The organism is Vibrio sp. TH_r3 (assembly GCF_033101115.1).
GTDB lineage: Bacteria > Pseudomonadota > Gammaproteobacteria > Enterobacterales > Vibrionaceae > Vibrio.
The window spans coordinates 1-15,347 of sequence record NZ_JAWMPW010000022.1 but is presented as its reverse complement, the minus strand read 5'-3'; the positions used below and the strand labels follow the sequence as shown (position 1 = coordinate 15,347).

The 15,347-nt window shown below is 38.3% G+C and carries 18 protein-coding genes; 15 read left to right on the top strand and 3 right to left on the bottom strand.

Annotation, left to right across the window (positions count from 1 at the left end):
* The first annotated feature begins 26 nt into the window (after nucleotides 1-26).
* From R3X26_RS15265 to R3X26_RS15255, 3 genes are all read left to right on the top strand, one after another.
* The gene (locus R3X26_RS15265) at nucleotides 27-752 is read left to right on the top strand and encodes a DUF1826 domain-containing protein (RefSeq protein WP_317718187.1); all 726 of its coding nucleotides are present in this window, start codon (nucleotides 27-29) and stop codon (nucleotides 750-752) included.
* Between the two features lie 5 nt (nucleotides 753-757).
* Complete coding sequence (locus R3X26_RS15260) at nucleotides 758-1,210, top strand: Fur family transcriptional regulator (RefSeq protein ID WP_317718186.1); 453 nt, start codon at nucleotides 758-760, stop codon at nucleotides 1,208-1,210.
* A 186-nt stretch (nucleotides 1,211-1,396) separates the two neighbouring features.
* Nucleotides 1,397-2,422: a GTP-binding protein gene (locus R3X26_RS15255; RefSeq protein ID WP_317718185.1), complete on the top strand. Its 1,026-nt coding sequence runs from the start codon at nucleotides 1,397-1,399 to the stop codon at nucleotides 2,420-2,422.
* An 86-nt stretch (nucleotides 2,423-2,508) separates the two neighbouring features.
* Here the strand turns inward: R3X26_RS15255 and ulaG are convergent, their stop codons facing one another.
* Entirely contained in the window at nucleotides 2,509-3,576 is a 1,068-nt protein-coding gene (ulaG, locus tag R3X26_RS15250; RefSeq protein ID WP_317718184.1) for an L-ascorbate 6-phosphate lactonase, read from the bottom strand.
* Nucleotides 3,577-3,715: 139 nt separating this feature from the next.
* On the bottom strand, nucleotides 3,716-4,471 hold the full coding sequence (ulaR, locus tag R3X26_RS15245; RefSeq protein ID WP_317718183.1) for an HTH-type transcriptional regulator UlaR: 756 nt from the start codon (nucleotides 4,469-4,471) through the stop codon (nucleotides 3,716-3,718).
* 339 nt (nucleotides 4,472-4,810) lie between these two features.
* Between ulaR and R3X26_RS15240 the strand changes: the two genes are divergently transcribed.
* From R3X26_RS15240 to R3X26_RS15215, 6 genes are all read left to right on the top strand, one after another.
* Nucleotides 4,811-6,625: a PTS ascorbate-specific subunit IIBC gene (locus R3X26_RS15240; RefSeq protein ID WP_317718182.1), complete on the top strand. Its 1,815-nt coding sequence runs from the start codon at nucleotides 4,811-4,813 to the stop codon at nucleotides 6,623-6,625.
* A gap of 81 nt (nucleotides 6,626-6,706) precedes the next feature.
* Entirely contained in the window at nucleotides 6,707-7,174 is a 468-nt protein-coding gene (locus R3X26_RS15235; RefSeq protein WP_317718181.1) for a PTS sugar transporter subunit IIA, read from the top strand.
* 11 nt (nucleotides 7,175-7,185) lie between these two features.
* Nucleotides 7,186-7,902, top strand: a complete 717-nt coding sequence (locus R3X26_RS15230; protein WP_317718180.1) for an L-ribulose-5-phosphate 4-epimerase — start codon at nucleotides 7,186-7,188, stop codon at nucleotides 7,900-7,902.
* Nucleotides 7,903-7,945: 43 nt separating this feature from the next.
* Nucleotides 7,946-8,767 carry a Cof-type HAD-IIB family hydrolase gene (locus R3X26_RS15225; protein WP_317718179.1) on the top strand — a complete coding sequence of 274 codons (822 nt, stop codon included), beginning with the start codon at nucleotides 7,946-7,948 and terminating at the stop codon, nucleotides 8,765-8,767.
* A 4-nt stretch (nucleotides 8,768-8,771) separates the two neighbouring features.
* Complete coding sequence (locus R3X26_RS15220; RefSeq protein WP_317718178.1) at nucleotides 8,772-9,419, top strand: 3-keto-L-gulonate-6-phosphate decarboxylase UlaD; 648 nt, start codon at nucleotides 8,772-8,774, stop codon at nucleotides 9,417-9,419.
* Nucleotides 9,420-9,427: 8 nt separating this feature from the next.
* Nucleotides 9,428-10,309: an L-ribulose-5-phosphate 3-epimerase gene (locus R3X26_RS15215; protein ID WP_317718177.1), complete on the top strand. Its 882-nt coding sequence runs from the start codon at nucleotides 9,428-9,430 to the stop codon at nucleotides 10,307-10,309.
* Nucleotides 10,310-10,412: 103 nt separating this feature from the next.
* Here the strand turns inward: R3X26_RS15215 and R3X26_RS15210 are convergent, their stop codons facing one another.
* Nucleotides 10,413-10,622: a hypothetical protein gene (locus R3X26_RS15210; RefSeq protein WP_317718176.1), complete on the bottom strand. Its 210-nt coding sequence runs from the start codon at nucleotides 10,620-10,622 to the stop codon at nucleotides 10,413-10,415.
* Nucleotides 10,623-10,931: 309 nt separating this feature from the next.
* On the opposite strand from R3X26_RS15210, the gene nifH reads away from it, so the two are divergent.
* The 6 genes from nifH to R3X26_RS15180 all read left to right on the top strand — a co-directional run bounded on the left by nifH (nucleotide 10,932) and on the right by R3X26_RS15180 (nucleotide 14,907).
* On the top strand, nucleotides 10,932-11,810 hold the full coding sequence (gene nifH / locus R3X26_RS15205) for a nitrogenase iron protein (RefSeq protein ID WP_317718175.1): 879 nt from the start codon (nucleotides 10,932-10,934) through the stop codon (nucleotides 11,808-11,810).
* Nucleotides 11,811-11,863: 53 nt separating this feature from the next.
* Entirely contained in the window at nucleotides 11,864-12,520 is a 657-nt protein-coding gene (locus tag R3X26_RS15200; RefSeq protein WP_317718174.1) for a nitrogenase component 1, read from the top strand.
* A gap of 107 nt (nucleotides 12,521-12,627) precedes the next feature.
* Entirely contained in the window at nucleotides 12,628-12,903 is a 276-nt protein-coding gene (locus R3X26_RS15195) for a hypothetical protein (RefSeq protein ID WP_317718173.1), read from the top strand.
* Entirely contained in the window at nucleotides 12,904-13,305 is a 402-nt protein-coding gene (locus R3X26_RS15190; protein ID WP_317718172.1) for a metalloregulator ArsR/SmtB family transcription factor, read from the top strand.
* Nucleotides 13,306-13,345: 40 nt separating this feature from the next.
* The gene (locus R3X26_RS15185) at nucleotides 13,346-13,930 is read left to right on the top strand and encodes a hypothetical protein (RefSeq protein ID WP_317718171.1); all 585 of its coding nucleotides are present in this window, start codon (nucleotides 13,346-13,348) and stop codon (nucleotides 13,928-13,930) included.
* 173 nt (nucleotides 13,931-14,103) lie between these two features.
* Nucleotides 14,104-14,907, top strand: coding sequence for a MetQ/NlpA family ABC transporter substrate-binding protein (locus R3X26_RS15180; protein ID WP_317718170.1), 804 nt, complete (start codon nucleotides 14,104-14,106; stop codon nucleotides 14,905-14,907).
* Nucleotides 14,908-15,347: the final 440 nt, after the last annotated feature.

Sequence of the window (15,347 nt, the reverse complement as noted above, 5' to 3'; positions counted from 1 at the left end):
GTTTGTTTTGACTAGGGAGCGATAGTATGGGATTAAATTTAACAGTTGAATCTAAACAGTATGCGTCAGGTACGGAGGTGTTAATAGATTCTAGTTCACAGGCTATAAAGGCTAAGCCTTCTGAGCATAGAGCAAAGTTTATCGGTATCAATCCAACTGTTTTAACCAGTATTTATCAAGCACAACATAATATTTCGGTACTGCAACGTACGTTGCCAACGGATATGACACGTACTATTCAACAGATGCTTGATAGCGGTAAGTCACTCGCTTTAGTCGAAACCGTTACGCCAGATAATACCGCCCAGTGGATAAGAGATAAGTTATCTGATTATGCTTGTGCGGCGTCATTAAGTGAGGATATTGCTCTCATAGTTGATATGTTCTGTTGTCTGTTCGATTTGCCAAAAGTAGGGTTGAGACTCACCATTCTAGACAGACCAATGTGCCCTAAATTTCATGTTGATCATGTGCCATGTCGTCTTGTTACAACGTATGCTGGCTCATCTACTCAATGGCTAGATAGTAACAATATCAATCGAAGCAAATTAGGCGCAGGAGGCCTTGGTCAGCCAGATCACCTATCTGGATTATTCGAAAATGAGCGTGCGATAAACACTATGTCGCCAGGTGATGTTGCATTGTTAAAAGGCAGTGGTTGGGAAGGCAATGAAGATAATGGATTAGTACATCGTTCCCCTGAACTCGATTTAAATGAACGACGATTGTTACTTACATTAGATATGGTGTAGTTCATATGAATGATATTGACGCAATTATTCAACATGTAGAAAAAAGTTGTAAAGCTGGTGGTAAACAGTTGACGTCAAAGCGTAAATTGGTTTTACAAGCATTGATACACGCTAATAAATCGCTTTCCGCTTATGAGTTAGTCGAGTACTGTAAACAACATTTCAACCAGAATATTCAAGCAATGTCGGTGTATCGTATATTAGACTTTTTAGAGAGTGAGCACTTGGTTCACAAGCTTAAAGTGTCGAATAAATACATTGTTTGTTCTCATATTCTTTGCGAACACGACCATGGTACCGCGCAGTTTCTTATTTGTTCTAAATGCGACAAAATCAGTGAACAAATTATCGACCCTGCAATGATAACTGGTTTGCAATCTAATGCCAGAAAAGAAGGTTTTACTGTTATTAGTCCTCAATTAGAGATTAACTGTGTTTGTGACGACTGCACTGAGTAGCGTTTGCGATCGTCATTGTGAAATAGTGTTCATGGTTTAGTTTTCCGTTAATTTAAGAGAAATTAGTATGTTAAGAGCAAATCCTAATGGTGATCTTCCACAGGTATCAAAAGTGGCTTTAATTGGTTTCGTAGCCATGATTAGTCGAACATCGTTGTCGGCAAAACTATCGTAGGAGAACAATCAATGAATTCTGATAATCAGCCTATTTTAGCGGTTCCAACTAACATCATTACTGGTTTTCTTGGGGTCGGTAAAACAACGGCTATTTTGAATTTGATGGCGAATAAACCAGACAATGAACGCTGGGCTGTATTGGTTAATGAATTTGGTGAAATAGGCGTTGATGGAAGCCTATTCCAAGGGCAAAAAAATGGCGACAAGACACTTTTTTTCCGAGAAGTTCCTGGCGGCTGTATGTGTTGCGCTGCTGGCTTACCAATGCAAATTGCCATCAACCAACTGCTGTCTGAAGCAAAACCAGACCGACTTTTAATTGAACCTACTGGGCTTGGTCATCCGAAAGAAGTGCTGCAAGTGCTATCTACCGAATACTATCGTCAAGTGTTGTCACTGAAAAATAACATCACTTTGGTTGATGCCCGTAATTTATCGGATCCTCGTTATACCAATCACGAAACGTTCAATCAGCAGATTGCTATTGCAGATACGGTAGTAGGAAATAAAACCGATCTGTACCAACAGGGTGATAGAGAAAAATTACAAAACTATGTTGCTGAAGTGGGGCGAACCAATACTCGTGTGATTTTTGCACAGCATGGTGTGATCCCGTTTTCTGAGTTTGAAGGCGACACCAGTATTCATGAGAACCCAGTCAATCATCACTACCATCATCATAACAAGCCATTAGCGTCAGAAGCACCAATGCCAGAAAGTGGCATGATTAAAGCGATTAACGAAGGTGAAGGGTTTAAAAGTGTAGGTTGGCGATTTTCGCCAGAGAAGGTGTTTGATCGCCGTAAACTCATTACACTGTTAGTTGAGTTAAACGTTGAGCGCATGAAAGCTGTCTTTATTACTCAACAAGGTGTGTTTGGTTACAATCTTACTGCTGATGGCTTAAAAGAAATAGAATTGGATGATTGTACTGAAAGTAGAATTGAACTGATTTCTGATACGCTAGATGAAACGTTTGAGCAGAGTTTAGTCAGCATTTGTATAACGGACCAACAACAAGCATTTACAGTGTAAAGATAGTGGCGTAAACGGCATTTTAATTTGACTAGAAGTATTATGTTAATAAGGGAGCTTTCACTCCCTTATTTTGATTTTTGTAATTATAAAAATGCTCGATATGGCAATTCAGGATCATTTTTAAAGATATCAGCAAAACCACGGAAGTGTTGATAGTGCATACGCCCTTTGTCCGTTGGGTAAGTATATCTGCCACCTACTTGCCAGAAGAAAGGTGCGAATCCGTACTGAAGTCGTTCTTTTTTCATATTCCACAGCATTTCAATTTCTCGTGGATCATTTTGGAAGTTAGCCCAGATATCATGGTGAAATGGAACAACGACTTCGCAATTTAAAGATTCAGCAGCACGTAAAATATCTGAAGATGTCATTTTATCTGTCACACCGCGTGGGTTTTCACCATACGAAAGCAATGCAACATCGATTTGATGGTCATTGCCGTGTTTTGCGTAATAATTGGAGTAGTGAGAATCACCAGAGTGATAAACAGAACCACCAGTTGTTTCGACCAAATAGTTTACCGCACGGTCATCCATACCGTCTAAAATTTCTTTATCTAAAGAGGAAGTTCCTTCTGGAAGAGTTACAAGTGCAGTACGGTCGAAAGCATCTAGAACTTTTATGTTTATATCTTTAATTGTTATTTCATCACCAACTTTAGCGATCACACAACGATCTTCTGGTACACCCCATTTAATCCATAGTTCTACGCATGCTTTGGGACCGATGAATTTTACATGCTCTCCACAGTTCTGTAATACAGCAGCTGCAACGTTGATATCAATATGGTCACCATGATCGTGTGATGCCATTACAGCATCGATCTCTTTGATAGCGAATGGGTCTAGTGGGAAAATAGCAGTACGTAAGTTAGGTTGTAGTGCTTCTACCCCTCCCATTCGCATCATTTGATGCTGGTTTTTCATTTTTTGGACAGTTTGTGTTTTTTTGCCCGTTCCACACCAGAAGTCCATAGAAAGGTTTGCACCACCTTCAGATTTAAGCCAAATACCAGTGCAGCCGAGCCACCACATTGAGAACGTATTGGGTTGAACAACGGTTTGTTCTATTTCTTCATTTAACCAAGTTCCCCATTCAGGGAATGTGTTCAAGATCCAAGATTCACGAGTTATTTCATTTACATTGCTCATTTATTTATACCTTCAGTTTCTTAATGCTGAGTTTATTTAGGGTGTAGGGAACCCAGCGTCTTATTCTTAACTAAGACACGGCGTTATGTTTTGATTATTGGTGAAGTTTAGTAACCTCTATATCGATGTTGGTTAACTTTTATACCAATATGACTTTTGTACCTTGTTCTTCAATTTTTTTGACAACGTCGGGGTCTGCCTCTTTACCCGTGATGACGATGTCTATTTGTTTGGGAGTACAAAATAGCATGCCAGTACGTTGTCCAATTTTAGAGCTATCGACGACGACAACAAGTTTATCTATTTGTTCAAGCATTTGTTGTTCGGTTACTGCCGTGAGCATATCCGCTTTATATAATCCTGTTTCGGTCATTCCTTTACCTGAGGTAAACATCCAATTTCCTGCGTACCCACCTAATGAATTAGGTGCTGGATTTAAAAAGATATTTTGTGCTTTGTTGTACTGACCACCAATAATAATTACATCATCATGGTCCTCATTAATTAAGTAGTTAGCCAGAGGAAAGTAGTTTGTTACTATTTGTACATCCTCGCCACATAATTGTTGGCCAAGTAAAAAGGCTGTTGAACCACAGTTGATGACTAGGCTATCTCCTGGTTCGCAGAGGTTGGCTGCAGTTTGAGCTATTAAGGCTTTTTCTTCATAAAAGTCTGTGCTGTTTATATTGAGAGGCGACCACTTTCTCTTTTGATTTTCTAGACGTTCCGCTCCATTTCGGATTTTTCTTAGTTTACCTAGTTCGTCAAGTTTAGATATGTCGCGCCTCGCCGTTGCAGGTGAAACGTTGAAATTTTCAATAATATTAGAAACATTAATTGTCTGTTTTTCTTCTAGCAACGACAAAATACTGTTATGTCTTTGGACTTCATTCATATTTATCACTCGGTTTGTCATGATGACAATTTAATGATTATTTGTGATTTGTTTTGATTTTAATAATCATGAGTTTGATTGTCAATAAAATTGCTTTAAAAATTAAAATTATGCCTTTTGTTAATTTAAAGTATTGATTTATAAGTAAATATTATTTTTTGTGTGATCGAGTGCTCATTTGGAGATATTACAAGCACTATTAATTGATATAAATCAAAGTAGTCACAAGTGAGCATTGAATGATTGCTTTTGATTGGTAAAGTCTGTTCCGTGAGCAAAGTAAGACATCACTGAAACCTACGAACGATCAAAACTACAAACTATATTAGGGGTAAAGATATGACGTTTTTATACGATATCTTCTATATTTTTTACAGCCAAGTAATGACTAAAGCACCTTTACTGCTCGGTTTAGTTACCTGCTTGGGCTACATTTTATTGAAGCGTGACGCAACAACTGTAATCTCGGGTTCTATTAAAACGATTGTTGGATTTATGATCGTACAAATAGGAGCAGGTACTTTAGTTGCTGGTTTTAAACCTGTCATCCAGAAAATGAGCGAAATTCATGGTTTAACTGGTTCTGTAATTGACCCGTATACATCCATGATGTCTACCATGGAAACCATGGGAGATAATTACTCTTGGGTTGGATACGCAGTATTATTGGCGCTAGGACTTAATATTATTCTTGTTGCGTTTCGTCGAATTACTGGTATTCGAACTATAATGCTGACTGGACATATTATGTTTCAACAAGCTGGCCTGATTGCAGTATTCTATTTTGTGCTGGGTACAAGTATGTGGGAAACCATAATTTACTCAGCAGTATTGATGGCACTGTATTGGGGTATATCTTCAAATATTATGTTCAAACCTACCCAAGAAGTTACAGGAGGGGCAGGTTTCTCAATCGGTCATCAACAACAATTTGCATCATGGATTGCAACGAAAGTAGCACCTAAACTTGGCGATAAGAATGACAGTGTCGATCATATAAAACTACCCAAATGGTTACACATTTTCCATGACAGTATTGCAGCTACGACTTTGGTGATGACGGTTTTCTTTGGCATTATTCTTCTTTCATTCGGTCTTAATAACCTTCAAGAAATGGCTGGTAAAACACACTGGTTAATCTACATTTTTGAAACAGGTTTAAAATTTGCGGTTGCGATTCAAGTTATTGTTACGGGTGTACGTATGTTCGTAGCAGAACTGTCAGAAGCTTTCAATGGTATATCGCAACGCCTTATTCCAAACGCAGTCCTTGCAATAGATTGTGCTGCAATTTATGCATATTCACCAAATGCCATGGTATTTGGCTTTATGTGGGGAGCGGTTGGCCAATTTACCGCAGTGTTAGCTATGTTGGCTTTTGATGCTCCTATTATGATTATTCCTGGCTTCATCCCAATGTTTTTCTCAAATGCGACAATAGGTGTTTTCGCCAATCACTTTGGTGGTTGGAAAGCAGTAATGAAAATCTGTTTTGTCATGGGCATTATTGAAGTTGTTGGCTCTGCATGGGCGATACATATTTTTGCTCAATCTGGTACGGAATTTAATGGTTGGATGGGTATGGCTGACTGGGCACTAGTGTTCCCACCAATCATGCAAGGTCTTTCTAGCTCAAGTTTGTTTTTCTTTATTCTCATAGCACTGGCAGGTGTGTATATGTTTTTCGCATCAAAACAGTTGAGAGCAGAAGAAGATGAACAAGCACTTGAGACGATAACAGCGGTTACTCCAGAAGGTATTGAGATTGAAGTTACAACGGAAAAATCCTCACTTGAACAGCAGCCTTCAACGTCAGGGTCAAAAGTTACAAAAGTCAGTAATGTTGGAAGTCAAAATCCTGTTCGAGTACTTGTGTGTTGTGGTTCGGGTCAAGGTTCGTCCATGATGTGTTCGAAAAAAATTAAAGAATATCTCGATAAAAAAGGTATTCCCAGCACCACATTTAACAGCGCTATTACTGATTACAAATCACACCTAGGTTCATTCGATATCATTGTGACGTCGGTAGCTCTTGCGGCCAAAATTACTGGACTTCCAGAAGGTAAACAACAGCTAGCTGTTAAAAACATGATTATGGTTAAAACGTTTGGTGATGATTTAGTATCCATTATTAAAAACAATTTTCATCAGTGATGAATTAACCAACTGAGAAAAAATAAAGCTCGATGATTCTATCTCATCGAGCTCAAATAAAAATAATACGTGAGCAAAATTATGAACTTAAAAGAATCTCTTATTCAAAATAACTCAATTTTACTGAACGCTTCAGCCGCAGATTGGAAGTCTGCTATTAAACTAGGTACAAATGCATTAGTGCGAGCTGGTGTGGTAGAAGCTCGTTATTATGATGCAATTATCAAGGCTATTGGTGAAGAAGGACCTTACATTTGTATTCATGATTCGTTTGCACTCCCCCACTGTCGTCCTGAAGATGGTGTTATTAAAACGGGCTTTGCTTTAACTGTATTAGATAAGCCTGTCAAATTTGAAGGTGTTGATGAGCCTGTAGATGTGTTCATTACTCTGTCAGGAAAAGATTCAGAAGAGCACATAGAAGGTACGATGCAAGTGGCGAACTTAATTGAATTTGATGAAGACTTTTCTTTGCTTCGAGCATGTAAAACACCTGAAGATGTTGCTTGTTTAATTGATGCAGCACTAGCGCAAGCAGAAGCAGCATAAAAGGAGGAATTATGTCTGAGTGTATTGTATTGCCTCAATATGCAGAGTTAAAACAACGAGTATTAGAAGCTAATCTTCAGCTTCCTAAATATGGTTTAGTTACGTTCACTTGGGGCAATGTGTCTGAAATTGACCGTAAGCGTGATGTTATTGCGATCAAACCATCCGGTGTTGAATATAGTGATATGACCGTTAATGATATTGTCGTCATTGATTTAGAGGGTAACGTTTTGGAAGGAACGTTGAATCCATCGAGTGACACGGCAACACATATTGAGATTTATAAAGCGTTTCCTGCTGTAGGAGGAGTGGTTCATACGCATTCACGAAGCGCGACAATTTGGGCGCAGGCGGGAATTGATATACCTGCACTTGGCACAACACATGCGGATTACTTCTATGGTGATATTCCTTGTACTCGACGTCTTTCAAACTCAGAAATTACTGATGAATACGAAAAAAATACTGGATTAGTGATCATTGAAGAATTTTCTCGTCGGGGTATTGAACCGATGGCTGTGCCTAGCGTTATTGTCGCAGGACACGCTCCATTCTCATGGGGAAAGAATGCAAATGATGCTGTTCATAATGCTGTGGTGTTAGAAGAAATATCTGCTATGGCATTGTCTACTCGTGCTCTTAATAGTGGTATTAAGATTCAGCCTGAATTATCAAATAAACATTATTTACGCAAGCATGGTGATAATGCCTATTACGGCCAACGTTGAGCATGATGTGAAATTATAACAATAATATTTGAGAGGCTACTTTATGTACAAAGTGCTCGCGCTAGATCTTGATGGGACAATTCTAACTGATGATCACACTGTTCATCCGCAAGTAAAAAAAGCGATTCAAGAAATTAAGCAGTATTGTCGAGTAATAATTGTGACCGGTAGACATCATACAGCTGCTCGTCCTTATTACTATGAACTAGGTCTTGATACACCAATTATTTGTTGTAACGGTACTTATATGTATGATTATAAAAGTGAAACTGTACTTAAACAAAATGCGATTGAAAAGCATAATGCATTGAGATTTATAGAGAAATCTCAAGAGTTCAAATTGAAAATGGTGATGTATATAACCGATGCTATGACGTATTCAAATTACAACCCATTTACTTATATGCTGGCATTAGAGAGGTGGGCAGACTCGGCATCTGAGGAATATAAGCCCAACATTTATCGTGTGGATTCTTTCACTCAAACAGCAGAACAAGCAGAACATGTTTGGAAGTTTGTTGTAGAAGGGTCCTCAGCTTCCGTGAAAAGCTTGATGCAAGATTCTTGGGTTAAAGAGAATTTTAACGGTGAGCGTTCTTGGTCAAATAGAGTTGATTTTGCAGCTAGAGGAAACAGTAAGGGGCCACGTCTTGCTGAATATGTTAAATCACTTGGCTATAAAGCTTCCGACGTTATTGCTATTGGCGACAATCATAACGATATTTCAATGCTTAGTTATGCTGGATTTGGTGTAGCCATGCTTAATGCAGACAGCATAGTAAAGTCACACGTTCAAACCGTGTGTGCAACAGACAATAACCATGATGGTATTGCCCATCTAATACGTGAAAAAATTAAAGGATAATATTATGACTCAACCGATGATTCAAATTGCATTAGATCAAACAAACTTGTCTTCAGCGATTGAAGTTGCGAATAATGTAGAGAGCTTTGTCGATGTTATTGAAGTGGGAACTATTTTGGCTTTTGCCGAAGGAATGACTGCTGTATCAACATTACGTGAAAATCATCCTGATCATATTCTTGTATGTGATATGAAAACCACTGACGGCGGTGCCATCTTGGCTCGCATGGCATTTGAAGCAGGTGCTGACTGGATCACAGTTTCTGCTGCCGCGCATATTGCCACGATAAGTGCATGTAAAAATGTTGCTGATGAATTTTCAGGAGAAATTCAAATTGAAATATACGGCAACTGGACGATGAGAGATGCAAAATCGTGGGTCGATTTGGGAATTTCTCAAGCGATTTATCACCGCTCTCGTGACGCTGAATTAGCAGGAGTTGGTTGGACAGAAGAAGATCTTGTAAAAATGCGTGAGCTTTCTGCAATGGGCTTGGAGCTATCAATTACTGGCGGTATTGTACCTGAAGACCTATATCTATTTGAAGGTATTAAAGCGAAGACGTTCATTGCAGGTCGTGCGCTTGCAGGTGAGAAAGGTAAAGAGACAGCGGAAGCTTTAAAAGCGCAGATAACTCGTTACTGGAATTAGGAGGCAGCATGTACCAAAATCTAGTGCGTCATCGAATTGGTCTGTATGAAAAAGCTCTGCCTAACGATTTCAATTGGGAAGAAAAATTAGTTACCACTAAAGAGTTGGGATTTGATTTTCTTGAGATATCGGTTGATGAATCAGATGAACGCCGGAGTCGTTTAGATTGGCATGACGATGAGGTTTATGCATTACGTCGTCTTTGCGAAACACATGGGGTTCCATTGCATTCGATGTGTTTGAGTGCTCATCGCAAGTTTCCATTTGGGTCTGCGGATCCTGATATTCGTGAACAAGCTGTTATTCATATGAATAAAGCGATTTCATTAGCGTATAAATTAGGTATTAGGACGATACAACTAGCTGGTTATGATGTGTATTACGAGCCTGCCGATAAGTTGACGCATAAACGTTTTATTGAAGGAATGAAATTATCGGCTCAACTAGCTGAGCGATCAGGTGTTATGTTGGCAGTTGAAATAATGGATACGGATTACCTTAATTCTTTGAGTAAATTTGAGATACTCAATAGAGAGATTCGTTCACCATACTTTACTGCTTACCCTGATGTTGGAAATATTTCAGGCTGGAATTACGATATTGCGACTGAATTGAATTTGAGTAAGTCGCACATTACTCAAATTCACCTTAAAGATACTTATCGAGTGACTTCTGAATATAAAGGACAGTTTAGAGATCTGACTATCGGGGAAGGTGAGGTAGATTTTTGTGCTATTTTTGAGACATTGAAAGATACCCAGTGTGTAGTACCTTTAGTTATAGAAATGTGGGCACAAGATGAAAAGTGGAAAGATAACATTGTGATAGCGCAGAAATACCTCAATGAGGTTTGTATTCAAACTGGTTTACCGGTGTTATTCAACAGTTAACTGATCTCTTTTTTTATTATGATTATCTGGTGTCAAATGAAAAAATGCAGCGTATTGTACTCAATATGCTGCATTTATGCCGTGTTTTAAGTAAACACTTGCTTTACACTGCGATCGTTACATGATCTCGACCAACTTCAGCTATCTGGATAAGATAATCAGTGTGATATTTCTTTTTTATTACGATTTGGCTACCGATTTCAGCAATAATTTTGACTACTTCTAAAGCATCTGAAGGGTGTAATGAAGAGTCTTTGGAAATTTCGATATTAACGCCAAGATTCGCTAACTTAATGATGTCATCTGAATGCATTATTATCCTCAAAATAGTTTATTGGACTTAAATTTCTTCAGCTACTTTGCCTTCTTGTGTCATTAGAATCAACTTTTATGTATTAAAATCTTGGACTAAGTACACATAACTCAATGAACAACCTTCCACATTTAACGAACAAAGATGTTCTTAACCTTACAATGTCTTAATTTTTGTTTGCTTACCTTTAATAATAAAATCAATTAAATGCTTACTTATCAATGCCTTAAATTTAATTACGCTCTTGGCTTATTTTTCGCACATAGAATAATGAATTGTTTTTTCAATTATCCTATGGAGGGACCCATTATGACAATTCGTCAATGTGCAATATATGGTAAAGGTGGTATTGGTAAATCAACAACTACACAAAACTTGGTAGCCGCACTTGCAGAAGCTGGAAAAAAAGTGATGATTATTGGTTGCGATCCTAAAGCGGATTCAACACGACTAATTCTTCACTCAAAAGCACAAAATACCATCATGGAGATGGCAGCGGAAGCAGGAACAGTGGAAGACATTGAATTAGAAGATGTGTTGAAAATAGGTTACGGCGATGTGCGTTGTGTTGAATCTGGTGGTCCAGAGCCAGGTGTTGGTTGTGCAGGTCGAGGTGTAATTACCGCTATTAACTTCTTGGAAGAAGAAGGAGCCTACGAAGAAGACCTAGATTTCGTATTTTACGATGTGTTAGGGGACGTAGTGTGTGGTGGTTTTGCGATGCCAATTCGTGAAAACAAAGCGCAAGAAATTTATATCGTGGTATCTGGCGAAATGATGGCAATGTATGCTGCAAACAACATTTCTAAAAGTATTTGTAAATACGCTGCGACAGGTACAGTTCGTCTTGCCGGTCTTATTTGTAATTCACGCAACACTGATCGTGAAGATGAGCTTATTGAAGCTCTAGCTGACAAAATTGGCACACAAATGATTCACTTTGTTCCACGTGACAATATTGTTCAACGTGCAGAAATTCGTCGAATGACTGTGATTGAATATGATCCTACGTGCAAACAAGCTGATGAATACCGTACGCTTGCTAAAAAAATCATTTCAAACGAGTTCTTTGTCGTTCCAAACCCAGTCACTATGGATGAGTTAGAAGAACTGTTAATGGAATTCGGCCTTATAGATGAAGAAGATGAATCAATCATTGGTAAAACAGCAGAAGAAGTTGCTGCTTAATTTGTATTAAGCGGAATATTTTCACTGTCGTTTACCCAATTTTGGAGGCAGAAATGTCGATGAATAAAGAACAAGCACAAGCATTGATTGATGAAGTATTGGAAGTCTATCCCGAGGTCGCTCGAGAAAAACGTGTGAAACACGTGATCGTGAATGATCCAACCAATACCGATAGCAAATGCATTACTTCAAATCGCAAAACACTGCCTGGTGTCATGACCGTTCGTGGTTGTGCTTATGCAGGCTCAAAAGGTGTGGTTTGGGGACCAGTAAAAGATATGTTGCATATCTCACATGGGCCAGTTGGTTGTGGCCAATATTCTCGTGCTGGACGTCGTAACTACTACACTGGTACAACAGGTGTAGATAGCTTTGCTACATTAAATATCACTACCGATTTCCAAGAAAGAGATATTGTTTTTGGCGGAGATAAGAAACTATCAAATGCCATTGATGAACTTGAATCACTATTTCCACTAGCAAAAGGATTGAGTGTTCAATCTGAGTGTCCCGTTGGTCTTATCGGTGACGATATAGAAGCGGTTGCCAAAGAAAAAGGGGCAGAAATTGGTAAAACCATCGTCCCTGTTCGTTGTGAAGGTTTCCGTGGTGTATCTCAATCACTAGGACATCATATAGCCAATGACACACTACGTGACCATGTATTGAACAAGTCTTCGGAAAAGATGAGATGGGATTATAGTCTTTAAAATTAATTTGGATAAAAAGGCAATGAATGCATAAAAGTGCAACTATGTATTTATTGTCTTTTTTTGTGTATACTGTTTAGCATTACAAATGATTTGGAAAATTAACAATGAGAACGGCAATAAATAATTTAACCAAATGGTGTGCTTACAGTCATATGTTCAACGTGTTTTCTATTTTACTTAGTGGCGGTGATATTTCCGAACAAACGCGCACAGGGCGGAATATTGCTTTGCTTGGTGTGTTTTGTCCTTTCTTTTGGTATGCACTGTTTACGGGGGCGAGCAAAGCAGAATTAATTTTTCATGCAACGCATTCTAGCGTGGTATTTTTGATTGGTATGGTGATAATGTTGCTGAGTATGAAAAAGAACAAAGGAAAATAGATGGACGCCCAATACCTTGATGCATTAAAAGCTTTAGCTGAGCCTCATCGACTGAAGTTGTTTTGGTTGCTTATTCACGTAGACCAAAAAATTACGGTTGCCGAAGCAATGGATGTGACAGGAGAAACCCAATATAACGTGTCTCGTAACCTAAAAATGCTGTTTAAAGCAGGGTTACTTTTACAAGAAAAACGAGGTAAATGGGTTTATTACACTCTCGCAGATCACTCTGAAATGCATTGGATCGCTTTAGTTGATTCAGTACGACACTTACCTGAAGATGATTTTCAATATGTAACGAAGCGGTGCAAATTGAGATTAAATATACGGCTTAACGGTGAGTGTGTGGTGGGGCCAAACAGTGAAGAGTGGATCGCATTAACTAGTGAGCTAAAAGATTAGCGTTGAACTCGACGGACGCTAAGAGGAAAGAGGTCAGTAAGTGGCTGTCGATGTTATAATTTCAAATCTATATAGTCTAATCGGTACATTATTGCTAACAGGCAGTCAATCCGCTTTTTCTATCCCAACTCTCGATAAGTCGTATGGTTATTTCTTGGCGATCTTAGGGTCTATCTTCATGTTAGTTACTTTTTATCGCCTCAATTCAATAACATTTTTTCTATTTAATATCTTTTGGCTTCTAATTTCTATTTATGGATTGATGCGATTACTTGAAAATAATAAAAGCCATATAAGCCCAATGTTGCATCAATATAATACTGTCCAAATAGTCCACTTCTTCTTGCTGTTTTTAGTGTTAGTTGCTCTGATAGCTAATATTCTAGGTGATGATACTTGGGCATCAATTGCTGCGGTTTCTATTTTTACAGCCAGTTATACTGCTTGCTCTTACGGTGTTATTTCGCAAAGCAAATACGTCTGCTTAAGCGTGTTAGCTAATTTAGCATCACTGCAACATTTTATCGTTATCCAGAATTACGTCGCTTCTGTTCAGGTTTTCATTGTGGTGTTGATAGCAAGCTACGGTATGTTTACTCATTTATCGAGCCATCAAGAAGAGTGATGTTGACCCGCTGTCTTGGTAATAGAACTATTTTTTGACAGTTTTTTAGTGGTTATTTAAATAATTTTACCTTTTTAGTCTTATATATCACAAATCTATTGACCAAATCGTGTTAGACGCTAGTATGGCTGTCTGGACATCTAAACGTCTTTTAATTTTAAAATGGAGTTATCATGAAAAGCTACAAAAAAATCACAACATCGCTGTTGGCATTGGCACTTGTACTCGGCGTAGTAGGATGTGAGCAAAAAGAAGAGTCGGTTATCAAAATTGGTGCGACTGTTGGCCCACATGCACAAGTTGTGGAGGCGGTTGCTAAAGAAGCGGAAAAACAAGGGATCAACATTCAAGTCGTTGAGTTCTCAGACTACATCACTCCTAATGCAGCACTTAGTGATGGAAGCATTAACCTTAACAGCTATCAACATCAACCGTTTCTAGATAACTTTAATGATAATCACAGCAGTAACTTAGTCCCTATTGGCCGTTCAATTTTAATGCGAATGGGTGTTTACTCTAATAAATACAAAGCCCTTGACCAGATCCCTGAAAATGCACGAATTGCAATTCCGAACGATCCAACGAATGGTGGTCGCGGTTTATTATTGCTCGAAAGTGCAGGGTTGATAACTTTAAAAGAAAACGTAGGTTTTAAAGCTTCTTTGAATGATATAGCTAGTAATCCAAAAAACTTTGAATTTGTTGAAGTAGATGCGGCTCAATTACCGCGTACACTTGACGATGTAGACGCTGCCGCTATTACTATGAACTATGTGATGTCTTCTGGCCTCGATCCTAAAAAACAAGGCATCTACCTAGAACCAAAAGACGCACCTTTAGCGGTGATGGTAGTCGCAGCAAGAGAAGAAGATAAAGATAAAGAAGTGTTCAAGAAAATTATGTCTATTTATCACTCCGAAGAGATTAATGATTTCTTAACGGAGACCTTCAAAGGAACGATAGAAGCAGCAAATTAAGTTTAGCTACTCATCATCATTTTAGTCTTGGTAGAATCTATTTTCTCACCTTGCAGGACGTCAAGAGGATCAGTTCTGATCCTCTTTTCATAGAACAATCAAAAGAATTACAAAATGAAATGAAAGTCGTATCTAAATATTAATATTATCAGTTATATATTACGTGCATATGATAGAGGTGGTTTAATTTAACCGACTATTTATATTTTAGTTATATAACCTTATTTTTAGTTAGGTAAGCAAGGCTATTTGAAAAATATTCAATTATTTTTGGAGTGAAGCATAAAATTATTCCTGTCCCCCTGTGTCAGACTTGTTGTCACCCCTAGTTTTCATCTAATTACTATGACAGGGAGCGGTAACCTAGGTTGTAATGAATCTATATTCTCCAGAGAGAAAAGAAGCGGTTTTGAGCAAAGTTCTTCCACCTCATTCGAGAT

Excerpts from the sequence above, each read along its gene's own strand:
- R3X26_RS15265 (WP_317718187.1), top strand. The coding sequence starts at position 27 with ATGGGATTAAATTTAACAGTTGAATCTAAACAGTATGCGTCAGGTACG.
- R3X26_RS15260 (WP_317718186.1), top strand. The coding sequence starts at position 758 with ATGAATGATATTGACGCAATTATTCAACATGTAGAAAAAAGTTGTAAA.
- R3X26_RS15255 (WP_317718185.1), top strand. The coding sequence starts at position 1,397 with ATGAATTCTGATAATCAGCCTATTTTAGCGGTTCCAACTAACATCATT.
- ulaG (WP_317718184.1), bottom strand. The coding sequence starts at position 3,576 with ATGAGCAATGTAAATGAAATAACTCGTGAATCTTGGATCTTGAACACA.
- ulaR (WP_317718183.1), bottom strand. The coding sequence starts at position 4,471 with ATGAATGAAGTCCAAAGACATAACAGTATTTTGTCGTTGCTAGAAGAA.
- R3X26_RS15240 (WP_317718182.1), top strand. The coding sequence starts at position 4,811 with ATGACGTTTTTATACGATATCTTCTATATTTTTTACAGCCAAGTAATG.
- R3X26_RS15235 (WP_317718181.1), top strand. The coding sequence starts at position 6,707 with ATGAACTTAAAAGAATCTCTTATTCAAAATAACTCAATTTTACTGAAC.
- R3X26_RS15230 (WP_317718180.1), top strand. The coding sequence starts at position 7,186 with ATGTCTGAGTGTATTGTATTGCCTCAATATGCAGAGTTAAAACAACGA.
- R3X26_RS15225 (WP_317718179.1), top strand. The coding sequence starts at position 7,946 with ATGTACAAAGTGCTCGCGCTAGATCTTGATGGGACAATTCTAACTGAT.
- R3X26_RS15220 (WP_317718178.1), top strand. The coding sequence starts at position 8,772 with ATGACTCAACCGATGATTCAAATTGCATTAGATCAAACAAACTTGTCT.
- R3X26_RS15215 (WP_317718177.1), top strand. The coding sequence starts at position 9,428 with ATGTACCAAAATCTAGTGCGTCATCGAATTGGTCTGTATGAAAAAGCT.
- R3X26_RS15210 (WP_317718176.1), bottom strand. The coding sequence starts at position 10,622 with ATGCATTCAGATGACATCATTAAGTTAGCGAATCTTGGCGTTAATATC.
- nifH (WP_317718175.1), top strand. The coding sequence starts at position 10,932 with ATGACAATTCGTCAATGTGCAATATATGGTAAAGGTGGTATTGGTAAA.
- R3X26_RS15200 (WP_317718174.1), top strand. The coding sequence starts at position 11,864 with ATGTCGATGAATAAAGAACAAGCACAAGCATTGATTGATGAAGTATTG.
- R3X26_RS15195 (WP_317718173.1), top strand. The coding sequence starts at position 12,628 with ATGAGAACGGCAATAAATAATTTAACCAAATGGTGTGCTTACAGTCAT.
- R3X26_RS15190 (WP_317718172.1), top strand. The coding sequence starts at position 12,904 with ATGGACGCCCAATACCTTGATGCATTAAAAGCTTTAGCTGAGCCTCAT.
- R3X26_RS15180 (WP_317718170.1), top strand. The coding sequence starts at position 14,104 with ATGAAAAGCTACAAAAAAATCACAACATCGCTGTTGGCATTGGCACTT.